Source organism: Streptomyces sp. NPDC044061 (assembly GCF_056434305.1).
In genome coordinates, this window is sequence record NZ_JBWKFL010000025.1 from 109,333 (window position 1) to 121,824 (window position 12,492).

General features: G+C 69.6%; 9 protein-coding genes. 1 reads left to right on the forward strand and 8 read right to left on the reverse strand.

Annotated elements, in window-relative coordinates; all coding sequences use genetic code 11:
* From AC07CM_RS33670 to AC07CM_RS33700, 7 genes are all read right to left on the reverse strand, one after another.
* On the reverse strand, positions 1-1,273 hold a 1,273-nt coding region (locus AC07CM_RS33670; RefSeq protein ID WP_478880267.1), incomplete at its 3' end, for an ArnT family glycosyltransferase.
* Between the two features lie 72 nt (positions 1,274-1,345).
* The gene (locus tag AC07CM_RS33675) at positions 1,346-2,872 is read right to left on the reverse strand and encodes an amino acid permease (RefSeq protein ID WP_478880268.1); all 1,527 of its coding nucleotides are present in this window, start codon (positions 2,870-2,872) and stop codon (positions 1,346-1,348) included.
* Between the two features lie 145 nt (positions 2,873-3,017).
* Positions 3,018-4,946, reverse strand: a complete 1,929-nt coding sequence (dxs, locus tag AC07CM_RS33680) for a 1-deoxy-D-xylulose-5-phosphate synthase (RefSeq protein ID WP_478880269.1) — start codon at positions 4,944-4,946, stop codon at positions 3,018-3,020.
* Positions 4,947-5,076: 130 nt separating this feature from the next.
* Entirely contained in the window at positions 5,077-6,378 is a 1,302-nt protein-coding gene (locus tag AC07CM_RS33685; protein ID WP_478880270.1) for a sugar ABC transporter permease, read from the reverse strand.
* On the reverse strand, positions 6,375-7,166 hold the full coding sequence (locus AC07CM_RS33690; RefSeq protein ID WP_478880271.1) for an ATP-binding cassette domain-containing protein: 792 nt from the start codon (positions 7,164-7,166) through the stop codon (positions 6,375-6,377). The genes AC07CM_RS33685 and AC07CM_RS33690 overlap by 4 nt, the downstream gene beginning before the upstream one ends.
* A 185-nt stretch (positions 7,167-7,351) precedes the next feature.
* Entirely contained in the window at positions 7,352-8,455 is a 1,104-nt protein-coding gene (locus tag AC07CM_RS33695; protein WP_478880288.1) for a sugar ABC transporter substrate-binding protein, read from the reverse strand.
* A gap of 133 nt (positions 8,456-8,588) precedes the next feature.
* Positions 8,589-9,800 (reverse strand): ROK family transcriptional regulator, encoded by a 1,212-nt coding sequence (locus AC07CM_RS33700; protein ID WP_478880272.1) that lies wholly within the window; start codon positions 9,798-9,800, stop codon positions 8,589-8,591.
* A gap of 1,459 nt (positions 9,801-11,259) precedes the next feature.
* Between AC07CM_RS33700 and AC07CM_RS33705 the strand changes: the two genes are divergently transcribed.
* Positions 11,260-11,529 carry a hypothetical protein gene (locus AC07CM_RS33705; protein ID WP_478880273.1) on the forward strand — a complete coding sequence of 90 codons (270 nt, stop codon included), beginning with the start codon at positions 11,260-11,262 and terminating at the stop codon, positions 11,527-11,529.
* A 34-nt stretch (positions 11,530-11,563) separates the two neighbouring features.
* On the opposite strand, the gene AC07CM_RS33710 is transcribed toward AC07CM_RS33705, so the two are convergent.
* Positions 11,564-12,490 (reverse strand): carbohydrate ABC transporter permease, encoded by a 927-nt coding sequence (locus tag AC07CM_RS33710; RefSeq protein WP_478880274.1) that lies wholly within the window; start codon positions 12,488-12,490, stop codon positions 11,564-11,566.
* Between the last annotated feature and the right edge of the window lie 2 nt (positions 12,491-12,492).

The window sequence follows — 12,492 nt, forward strand, 5'->3', positions numbered from 1 at the left end:
GCAGGGCACCCTCACCCGTGTACTTCTCGACAACCTGGGGCCTGTCGGGGCCCCCTCTGTGGTGGGGAAGCAGACCCTCCGTCGGGCCCCGGCTGGCCGGGGTGCCCCCGGCCACCCAGTACGTCTCGGGGTGCATGCCCCACACGAGGACCCGGTCGGCGGACGCCGTGCGGTGGGCGAGGGCGGCCGCGAGGCGCTGGGCGTGGGCGAGTTCGGGGCGCGGTGCGAGCAGCCCCCAGGTCAGGAACAGGGCGCAGCAGCAGACCGAGGTGAGGACCGCGGCCGTCAGCCGCTCCCGGGGAAGGACCCGCAGCGCGGCCGTGGCCAGCAGAGCCGCGGGCGGGGTGAGTTGCAGGTAGTAGTGGCCGAAGAAGTGGAAGCCGAGGGCGACGGCGGCCGCCGAGGAGGCGAGCCACAACCACAGGTCGGCGGCCACCGCGCCGGCGGTGCGCACGGCCCGCAGCACCGGCGGGAGCAGTCCCGCGCAGGCCACGGCGAACAGCGCCGTGTTGGCCAGGCACCGGCCGAGGACATGGAGTTCGGAGCCGGTGAAGGAGGCGTAGGCGGCGGAGCCCGTGACCGTCCAGAACAGGAACCCGGCGGGGTCCGTGGCCAGGGCCGCGCACCCGACCGGCACGGCGAACCCGGCCGCGAGCCGCATCGCGCCCGCGCGCGGGGTGCCGGCCCGGTGCAGCAGCCACGCCACCGGCAGCAGCACCGCCCCTCCGGTCTGCTTGGTGAGGAAGGCACAGGCGACGGCCACCCCGGCCGCGCCCCAGCGGCCGCGGTCCGCGCACCACAGGGCGGCCACCGTGCACGGCAGTATGAACACCTCGAAGGTGGCGGCCTGCGCGTCCTCCGGGTTGAGCCCGACCGACACCAGCAGGTACAGCACGCCGGCGGTACGGCCCGCTGTGTCGCCCCAGCGACGCCGGGCCAGGGAGGCCAGCAGCACGGCCGTCAGCGCCTGCGCGAGGACCGCGAGCACCCGGACCGGGGCGAGGGAACCGGAGCCGCAGACCGCGAAGGCGGCCTCGTAGAGCCAGGGCACCAGGGGCGGCTTGCGGTCAACGACCGTCTCGTACAGGTGCCCGCCCTGGGCGAGGAGGCGCGCCTGTACGGCGAGATAGCCCTCGTCGGGGTTCCACACCGGCCGGACGAAGGACGGCACCCTGGTGACGCAGGCCAGAACCGTGAGGGCGGGGATCAGCCGCGCCCAGTACGTCGTCCGGGTGATCACGGTGCGTGCGGGTGCGAGCGGGACGGCGACCATGGTCGGCACGCTATCCGGCCCCGCATTCCCAGGTGAAGCAGGACATACGGGGCCGGGGGAACTATCGGCGGGTCACCGGGCCTTTCCGGGTGGCGGTCCCGGAACCTCCCCCGCCGGGGCCTGCTCGGACAGGGCGAGTCGGCTGTGCGTGCGGCCGTAGAGGAAGTAGACCACGAAGCCGATCACCATCCAGAGGGCGAACCGGATCCAGGTCTCGGCCGGAAGGTTGACCATCAGCCACAGTGAGGCGCACACCGACAGGACCGGCAGGACCGGCACCCAGGGGGTGCGGAACGCCCGGTGCAGGTCGGGGCGGGTCTTGCGCAGGATGATGACACTGATCGCGACGATGACGAACGCGAACAGCGTGCCGATGTTCACCAGTTCGCCGAGGGTCTGGAGGCTGGTGAAGCCCGCCACGATCGCGATGATCACACCGAGCAGGATGGTCGGCCGGTACGGCGTCCTGAACCGCGGGTGGGTGTGCGAGAAGAACCGCGGCAGCAGCCCGTCGCGGCTCATCGCGAAGAACACCCGGGTCTGGCCGAGCAGCAGGATCATGCAGACGGTGATCAGGCCGATCGTGGCGCCGAAGCTGATCACACCCGCGTACCAGGGGTGCCCCGTGGCCTTGAAGGCCTCCGCGAGCGGTGCCTGCACGGACAGCTGCGTGTACTTCTGCATTCCGGTGACCACGATCGAGACCGCCACGTACAGCACCGTGCAGATGAACAGCGAGCCGATGATGCCGCGCGGCATGTCGCGCTGCGGGTTGCGGGTCTCCTCGGCGGCGGTGGCGACCACGTCGAAGCCGATGAAGGCGAAGAACACGATCGAGGCGCCGGTGAAGATGCCCATCACGCCGAAGCTGGACGGGGCCCATCCGAACATCAGCTGGATCAGCGGGGCCTTGAGGCTCCCGCCGGCGGCCTCGGGCTGGGACGGCGGGATGTACGGCTTGTAGTTGGCCGTGTTGACGATGAAGGCGCCGGCGATGATCACGATGAACACGACGACCAGCTTGATCGCCACGACCACCTGGGTGACCCGCGCGGACAGCTTCATGCCGACGACGAGCACGGCGGTCAGCGCCAGGACCAGCAGGGCGGCGAACAGGTCGAAGCCGAAGCCGGACGCGCCGTCCCGTCCGCCCAGCACGTCGGGAACCTGCCAGCCGATGTTGTTGACCAGGAACGAGCGGAAGTAGCCGGACCAGCCGACGGCGACCACCGCCGTGCCCAGCGCGAACTCGAGGACCAGGTCCCAGCCGATGATCCAGGCCGGCAGCTCGCCGATCGAGGCGTACGAGAACGTGTACGCGGACCCCGCCACCGGCACGGTGGAGGCGAACTCCGCGTAGCAGAGCGCGGCGAGGGCGCAGGCGACACCCGCGGCGACGAAGGAAAGGGAGATCGCGGGGCCCGCGGTCGTCTTCGCGACCGAACCGGTGTACACGAAGATGCCGGTGCCGATGATGACACCGACGCCGAAGACGGTCAGGTCCAGGGCGGAGAGGGATCTCTTGAGCGCGTGCTCGGGTTCCTCCGTGTCGAGGATGGACTGCTCGACCTTCTTCGTTCTCAAGAGGGTGCTGCTCACGGGCCTACCTCCCACACGCTCGTCGTCCTCGACATGATCGAGAGGGCTGGGGATGCGTATGCCCCGGCACAGGCAGGTTCACGCAGACGGGCCGGTTCCGCCACCGCAAACAGGGGCGGAACCGGCCCGTCGGGCCGTGTTTCGGCTAGTCGCGCGCGGGCTCCACGGAGTCGACCGCCTCGGCCGTACGGTCGAACCGGCCGTCCAGCTTGGAGACCAGACCGGTGACCTGGCGGGCGATGTCGGGCGCGGTCAGCCCGATCTCGGACATGACCTCGGCGCGCGAGGCGTGGTCGAGGAAGCGCGGCGGGATGCCGAAGTCGCGCAGCGGCACGTCCACGCCCGCGTCCCTGAGGGCCTGGGCGATAGCGGAGCCGACACCGCCGACGCGGCTGTTGTCCTCGACGGTGACGACGACCCGGTGCCGCTCGGCGAGCGGGGCCATCGCCTCGTCCACGGGCTTGACCCAGCGCGGGTCGACGACGGTGGTGGAGATGCCCTGCTTGTCGAGCAGGCCGGCGACCTCCAGGCACATCGGGGCGAGCGCACCCACGGACACCAGCAGCACGTCCGGCCGGTCGGTGCCCGGCTCGCGCAGCACGTCCATGCCGCCGACGCGGCCCACGGCCGGTACGGCGGGGCCGACGGCGCCCTTGGAGAAGCGCACCACGGTCGGCGCGTCCTCGACGGCGACGGCCTCGCGCAGCTGTGCCCGCACCTGGTCGGCGTCACGCGGGGCGGCGAGCCGCAGCCCGGGCACGACCTGCAGGATCGACATGTCCCACATGCCGTTGTGGGAGGCGCCGTCGGTGCCGGTGACGCCGGCCCGGTCCAGCACGAAGGTCACCCCGCACCTGTGCAGGGCCACGTCCATCAGGACTTGGTCGAAGGCGCGGTTGAGGAAGGTGGCGTAGACGGCGAAGACGGGGTGCACACCGGCGTGCGCGAGGCCCGCGGCGGAGACGGCACCGTGCTGCTCGGCGATGCCGACGTCGTACACCCGCTCCGGGAACCGTTTGGCGAACCGGTCCAGGCCGACCGGCTGGAGCATGGCCGCGGTGATGGCGACGACGTCCTCGCGCTCCTCACCGAGCCGGACCATCTCCTCGCCGAACACGGAGGTCCAGTCGGCGCCCGAGGAGGCGATCGGCAGGCCGGTGTCCGGGTGGATCTTGCCGACGGCGTGGAAGCGGTCGGCCTCGTCCTGGAGGGCGGGCTGGTAGCCGCGGCCCTTCTCGGTCAGGCAGTGCACGATGACCGGCCCGCCGAACCGCTTGGCCCGGGACAGCGCCGACTCCAGCGCCTCGATGTCGTGCCCGTCGATCGGGCCGACGTACTTCAGGCCCAGGTCCTCGAACATGCCCTGCGGGGCGATGAAGTCCTTCAGCCCCTTCTTGGCGCCGTGCAGGGTCTCGTACAGCGGCTTTCCGACGACCGGGGTGCGGTCGAGGATGTCCTTCGTCCGGGCGAGGAAGCGCTCGTAGCCGTCGGTCGTGCGCAGGGTCGCCAGGTGGTTGGCGAGGCCGCCGATGGTCGGCGCGTAGGAGCGCTCGTTGTCGTTGACGACGATGACGAGCGGGCGGTCCTTGGCCTCGGCGATGTTGTTCAGCGCCTCCCAGGCCATGCCGCCGGTCAGCGCCCCGTCACCGATGACCGCGACGACATGGCTGTCCCGCTTCTTCAGCTCGTTCGCCTTGGCGATGCCGTCGGCCCAGCCGAGGACCGTGGAGGCGTGGCTGTTCTCGATGACGTCGTGCTCGGACTCGGCCTGCGAGGGGTAGCCCGACAGGCCGCCCTTCATCTTCAGCCGGGAGAAGTCCTGCCGGCCGGTGAGCAGCTTGTGCACGTAGGACTGGTGCCCCGTGTCCCACAGGACCTTGTCCTTCGGGGACTCGAAGACGCGGTGCAGGGCGATGGTGAGCTCGACCACACCCAGGTTGGGGCCGAGGTGGCCGCCAGTCTTGGAAACGGCGTCGACGAGGAAGGTCCGGATCTCCTCTGCCAGCTGGTCCAGCTCCTCCAGGCTGAGCCGGTCCAGATCGCGCGGTCCCCTGATGCGGGTCAGCAGCGGCACCCGTGCCTCCTTGCAGTAGAGCTGATCGAGCTGTTGCCGGGCTTGTCGAGTCTAATGTTCCGTGTTTGCGGGACACGACAGTGCCCGGCGCCTTCGCAGGCACCGGGCAACTGTCACTGCCTCAGGAGCGCTATGCGCGCCCTGCGGTCTTCTGCGTCTTCCGGGTGATCGAGTCGATGACCACGGTGGTCAGCAGAACCGCGGCGGTGATCATGTACTTCACCGGCTCCGCGATGGACTCCAGCTGCAGACCGTACTGGATGGACACGATCACCAGCACGCCGAGCAGCGCGTTCCAGGTACGGCCACGACCGCCGAACAGCGACGTACCACCGATGACGGCGGCGGCGATCGCGTTCATCAGCAGGTCACCGGTGCCCGCGCTCTGGTTGGCGGAGGCGATCTTCGAGGCCAGGAACAGACCGCCGATCGCCGCGAACCCGCCCGAGATGGCGAACACGGAGATCCGCACCGCGGTGACGTTGATGCCCGCACGGCGGGAGGCCTCCACGCTGCCACCGAGCGCGAAGATCTTACGGCCGTACGAGGTGCGCCGCAGCACGAAGTCGGTGGCGACCAGGAAGGCGAGGAAGATCACCGTGGCCAGCGGCAGGCCCTTGTACTGGTTGTACAGGTAGGCCGCGGCGAAGGAGACCACGGCCAGCAGAGCCGTGCGCAGGACCGTGTCGCTGAGCGGCCGGGACGGGACGCCCGCGGCCTCCCGGCGCCGGTTGCCGAGGAAGGAGGAGACGAAGAACACGGCGACCACGACGACCGCGAGCCCGTAGGCGGCGGCCACGTCCGTGAAGGTGTACGTGGTCAGCTTGCCGATCAGACCGTCGCTGTCGAGGTTGATCGTGCCGTCCTCGCCGAGCACCTTCAGCATGAAGCCCAGCCAGAACAGCAGGCCCGCCAGGGTCACGGCGAAGGCGGGAGCGCCGAGCACCGCGAAGAAGAAGCCGTGCAGGGAGCCGATGGCGGCACCGACGGCGATGGCGACGAGCACGGCCAGCCACTCGGGCCAGCCCTGGTTCACCGTCAGTACGGCGGCGAGGGCGCTGGCCGCGCCGCTGACCGAGCCGACCGACAGGTCGATCTCGCCGAGCAGCAGCACGAAGACGATGCCCACGGAGATCATGCCCGTGCCGACCATCGTGACCGTGATGTTGCTGATGTTCTGCGCCGAGAGGAACTCGGAGTTCAGCACCTGGAAGATGACGCAGATGATCGCGAGGCCCACGACGACCGGGATGGAACCCAGCTCGCCGGCCTTGATCTTGCGCTTGAACTCGGTCCAGTAGCCGAGCAGGCCCTGCTCGCGCACCAGCAGACGCGGGTCGACCGCGGTGACCGCGGCGGCCGCGGCCTCGGGGTTCACGACGGGCGCGTCGGGAGTCTCGTCCACGTTCGCGGAGGTCTTGTCGATGCTCACTTGGAAACCTCCCCGTTCGTGCGCGCCGCACGGCGGGTCACGGCGTTGTCGGTGGCGCCGGTGATGGCGGAGATGATGTCCTCCTGTGAGGTCGACTTGACCTCGAAGACGCCGTTGTTGCGGCCGAGGCGCAGGACGGCGACCTTGTCGGCCACCGCCTTCACGTCCGCCATGTTGTGGCTGATGAGGATGACGGCGTGACCGCGCTCACGCAGGCGCTCCACCAGGTCGAGGACCTGGGCGGTCTGCTCGACACCGAGGGCCGCGGTGGGCTCGTCGAGGATGACCAGCTGCGGGTCGCCGAGCATGGAGCGGGCGATGGCCACGGTCTGGCGCTGACCGCCGGAGAGCGAGGCGATCGGGATGCGCACGCTCGGGATGCGGATCGAGAGCGTGGTGAGCAGCTCGCGGGAGCGGCGCTCCATCTCGACCTCGTCCAGGACGCCCCACTTCCTCAGCTCACGGCCGAGGAACAGGTTGCCGACGACGTCGATGTTGTCGCACAGCGCGAGGTCCTGGTAGACCGTCGCGATGCCCAGGGCCTGGGCATCGTGCGGGCGGCTGATGGAGACGGCCTTGCCGTCCCACTCGATGACGCCCTCGTCGATGGGGTGCACGCCGGCGATCGTCTTGACCAGCGTGGACTTTCCGGCACCGTTGTCGCCCACCAGGGCGACCACCTCACCGGCGTGGACCTCAAGCTCTACGTCGGTGAGCGCCTGAACGGCACCGAACCGCTTGGAGACCCCGCGCAACGCCAGCACGGGCGTAGCGGACACGTGAACCATCTCCTTCGCCGCCTGACCCGGCGGGAGGTTGTGCAGAAGTATGGGGGAGTTTCCGTCCGGCGCCCCGCGCCGAGCTTGCGGGGCTGTCTGATTGCGCGGGGCACCGGAGGAGCCTTTGGGCAGTTCGTCCAGTCCCGTAGGGGCATTCAAGGACGAATGCCCGTACTTGGGAAGGGACTTGCTGCTTACTTGATACCGAGCTTGTCGCAGGCGGACTTGTACTTGCCCGTGCAGATGTCGGCGGCCGTGTAGACGCCGTCCTTGATGACGGTGTCGTTGATGTTGTCCTTGGTCAGCGCGGTGACCGGGACCAGGACCGACGGGACGTCCTTGGCGGAGCCGGAGGAGACCTTGTCCTTGGCGACGGAGCTCAGGCTCTCGCCCTTGGCGAGCGCGACGGCCATCTCGGCGGCGGCGTCGGCCTCGGGGGCGTACGGCTTGTAGACGCTCATGTACTGCTCACCGGCGACGATGCGCTGCACACCGGCCAGCTCGGCGTCCTGGCCGGTGACCGGGACGCTCAGGCCCGCGGCCTTGAGGGCGGTGATGATACCGCCGGCCATGCCGTCGTTGGCGGAGTAGACACCCGCGATCTTGCCCTTGCCGACCGCGGAGATCGCCGACTCCATCTCGGAGTTGGCGTTGTCCGGCGACCACTCCTTGGTGTCGTACTCCTTGGCGACGGTGACCTTGCCGTCGAGGACGGAGTGCGCGCCCTTCTTGAACTGGGCGGCGTTCGGGTCGGTGACCGAGCCGTTGATCATGACGATCTTGGAGGACTTGGTGGCCTTGCCGCCCAGCGCCTTCAGCAGGGCCTCGCCCTGGGTCTTGCCGACCTCCTCGTTGTCGAACGAGGTGTAGGCGCTGATCGGGCCCTCGGCGAGGCGGTCGTAGGCGACGACCTTGATGCCGGCGTCCACGGCCTTCTGGACGGAGTTCTGGATGGCCTTGGCGTCCACCGCGTCCAGGATCAGGACGTCCACCTTGTTGGTGATCATGGTGTCGACCTGCTGAGCCTGCAGGTTCGCGTCCTGACGGGCGTTGTTGTACTGGAAGTCCGCCTTGCCGTTCGTCAGCTCCTTGATCTTCTTCTCGATCAGCGGCTTGTCGAACTTCTCGTAGCGGGCGGTCTTGTTCTCCGGAAGCAGGAGACCGACCTTGATGTTGTCGCCCTTCTTGGCGGATGCCGAGGAAGAGCTGTCGGTGCCCTTGGACTCCTTGGCGCTGCCACAGGCGGCCAAGGAAACGGCCATGGCACCAGCGGCAACGGCAACGGCGGCACGACGCATACGCGTGTTCACTCTGTAAACCTCCCTGACGAGGCCGCGTCGTTGCGGCCGAGGTGGCTGGAAGTCAACTCGGCCACACGTGCGACGTCAAGAAGTAAATCCTTAACGAGATGGCAACGGTGCCATCCGTTCTCTAAGTGAAGGCAGGGGTGGCCGCAGACAAGGCGCCGGCGACAGAACCGTCCAAGAGGGTCGAATCGCCCATCTCGCTGAGCGCGAGAGCGAGCGCTCCGAGCACCTCCGCACGGCCCCCAAGTGCCCCTGGGAGAACGGACAGTTGGCGCGCCGCACTGGGAATGGCGTAGCGGCCGACGGACTCCCTGATGGGCCCGAGAACGAGCTCTCCGGCCTCGGCGAGATCACCACCGAGGACCACCCGGCTCGGGTTCAGAAGGTTGCAGAGATTGGCCACTCCACTGCCGATGTGGCGGCCGACGTCGGCGATCACCCGACGACAGCCCGGGTCTCCGTCCCTGGCCAGCCGTACGACACCTTCCATCGTCAGGTCGGTGCCGTGGCTGGACTGGAGCAGCGGGAGCACATAGCGCGCCGCCGTGAAGGTCTCCAGGCAGCCACGGTTCCCGCAACGGCAGACCGGGCCGGATTCATCGAGTGTAATATGTCCGATTTCACCAGCCGTGCCACCCGGGCCGCGGTAGATCTTGCCATTGATCACCAGACCCGCGCCGACACCGCTGGCGACCTTGATGTAGGCAAGATCACGGACGCCCTTGCCGCTGCCCCAGACCAGCTCGCCGAGGGCGCCCAGGTTGGCGTCGTTGTCCACGTGCACGGGCACACCGAGGCGCTCCCGCAGCTCCTCGGCGGGCTTGGTGCCGCCCCAGCCCGGCAGGATCGAGGTGGACCCCAGGGTCCCCGACTCCACGTCGATCGGACCGGGCACACCGAGACCGACGCCCGCCACCTTGGACCGGTCGACGCCCGTTGCTGCGATCAGGCGATCGACCAGCTCTTCCGCCCGGTCGAAGCCCTGCGTGGAGGAGGCGTCGACGTCCAGCGGCTCGGACTCCTCGGCCAGCACCTGGTGCGCGAGGTTCCCGATCGCGACGCGTAGGTGGGTGTGCCCGAAGTCGACACCGATCACGATGCCGGCGTCCCCGCTGAGCGAGACGCTGCGGGCCCGCCGGCCGCCCGCGGACGTGGGCGTGACCTCCACGGTCCCGCCGTCCTTCAGCTCCCGCACGATGTTGGAGACCGTGGCGGCGGACAGGCCGGTCGTCCGCGCGATCTCCGCCTGCGTGAGCGACCCGGCCAGCCGCACTGCTCGTACGACTCGTTCCAGGTTGGCTCGGTGCAGCGACGACTGCGACCCCGGAGTCTCCATCGACCCATCCACTCCCGCCATCGGCCGGGCGGCCCCTGTGCCGCCCGTGGCCCAGGTCACATCTGCGGAACCGGGCCACTTACAAGTTATGAACTCCAAGCTCGGCTGTACGGGTTACCGCCGTCAAGTCCTTGACGGAAATCGCTGTCACTTCACACGTTCCGCCCAGGACACCCCGAGGACACGTCCCCGCCACTCCCGAGCAGGGAAGAAGGAGGTTCCGAGGGGGTTCCGAGGGGGTTCTGGGAGGGATCCACGGGTTGTGATGCCGGGGTCGGAACGAACGCCGCCGTTTCGTTCAGTCGCGGAATCCGGGAAGCGGAGCGGGAAGCGGGTGAGGAAGGAGGGAAGAGAGGGGCTGGAGTGATGTCCGTGCGAATCGCGGTTGCGAACGGGGCGGGAAAAGGGAGGGCGGAGTCGAGGGGCTCCAGGGGCGCCTGGGTGGGTGGAGCGGGCCGGCGACAGGGAGGTCGTGGTGCGACGGGGGCTCGGGGGCAAGGGCACCGTGCGGGACTCGCAGCCCGAGGCCCAGGGGGCAAAGGCACCATGCGGGACTCGCAGCCCGAGACAGGGGGCACCGTGCGGACCTCGCAGCCCGGGGCTCACGGAGGGTGAAGGACGCATGCAGCCCCCGCAAGCCCGGACAAGGGCCACGCACGCCGGACGAGGCCGCAGCCCGGGACGGGGCGGTGCGACGGACACGCCGGGGCACGGCACCGCCGGGGCCGACGGGCGCGGCTGAAGGCGTGTGGGTACGGCATCTCCGCACACGGGACGCGCAGAGCGCCGTGCGGAGGGCCGCCAGCCCGGATGCGCGGGGTGCTGAGGACCTCCACGCGGGGCACCCGAGGACCGACCGCCCCACCTCCACACAGGGCCCCTGGGACCGGCCGCTCGACCTCCGTGTGGAGCACCCGGACCCGGCCGCCCGACCTCCGTGTGGAGCACCCAGGCCCGGCCGCCCGACCTCCATGCGCGCAACCCCGGAACCGTCGGCCCGCCCCCCATACGCACCGCCCAGACCCGACCCCCCGACCCCCATACGCAGCACCCACGCCCGGCCCCCCGACCCCCATCCAGGCAACCCCAGAACCATCGGCCCGCCCCCATACGCACCGCCCAGCCCCGGCCGCCCGACCCCCATACGCAGCACCCAGAACCGTAGGCCGACCCCCATACGCAGCACCCACGCCCGGCCCCCCGGACCCCATCCAGGCAACCCCAGAACCATCGGCCCGCCCCCCCATGGGGGCGACAGGGACCGTCAGCCCGACCTCCGGACAGGGCAGCCCCGGGAGCCCGGGGCGGCCTCACAGAGCAGCCTCCGAGGACGACCCCCGGCCCAGGCCCAGGCCCAGGCCCGCGGTAGGCGGACGCGGGGCAGAATGGGGGCGTGCTGCCATCCCGACTCGTGTGGTGTGATCCGCGGCCCATTCCCCGGTTCGATCCGCAGGACCCCGTGACCGTGATCGTCAGCGATCCCGGCTTTCACGAGCCGGGCGATGACGACGACTGCTCGGCCTTCTGGTACGTCTGCCGGACGCACGACCGCGACTACCGGCGCGGGGCCTGCGGGCAGGGGCGGCATCTCGTCGCCCTGCACTGCCAGGAGCACGGGCTCGAGAACATGTGGCCGCAGCCCCTGATGCTCATGTTCCCGGCGGGGTTCACTCCCCCGCTGACCGAGGAACAGCTGGCATGGGTGCGGGCCGAGGAGGACGCCTGCTGAAGGCGGGCCCGGGGTGTCCGCGCCCGCCGCCCGGCTACTTCAGCGCCCCCGCGGTGAGCCCCGCCACCACCTGACGCTGGAAGACGATGTACGCCGCCAGGACCGGCAGCATCGCCATCACCAGGCCCGCGAAGAGGCCGGACCAGTCGCCCTTGTAGCCCTGGCTGACCGCCAGCTGGACCAGGCCCTGGGTGAGGACGCGCTTGTCGGGGTCGGTGTTGAGGACCGTGGGGAGCATGTACTGGTTCCACTGGCCCAGGAAGTTGAAGATGCCCACGCTGATCAGGCCCGGCTTGGCCATCGGCAGCATGATCTGGAAGAACGTACGGGTGTGCGACGCGCCGTCGACGAAGGCCGCTTCGGCCACCGATGTGGGCAGCGTGCGAAAGAAGGCCGTGAGGAAGAAGACCGTGAACGGCAGTGAGTACGCGATGTAGACCAGGATCAGGCCGTGGATCGTGTTCAGCAGGCCCATGTTGTTCACGACGTAGAACAGCGGGACCAGCGCCAGCATGATCGGAAAACTCATGCCGCCGATGAACAGGAAGTAGATGAAGCGGTTGCCGGGGAAGTCGAAGCGCGCCAGGACGTAGGCCGCCATGGAGCCGAGGACCAGGGTGCCGATGAGCGACCCGCCCACCACCAGGATGGTGTTCAGGAAGTAGTCGCTCATGTTGGCGTCGGTCCACGCCCGCGACCAGTTGTCGAAGTGCAGCTTGTCCGGCAGGGACCAGGGCGAGCCGAAGATGGAGCTGTCGTCCTTGAAGGACGTCATCACCGCCCACACCAGCGGCATGACCACCATGATCGCCCAGAGGATCAGGATGCCGTGGGAGAAGACGTTGAGGACGCCGCCTTCCTTCTTCTGCCCGGACGGCCGCTCGGCCGGCGCCGTGTCGATCTTGGAGACGGTCGCGCCGGACTCGGCCGGCAGCGGAGCGGGGGTCTCGGTCGTCTTCATCG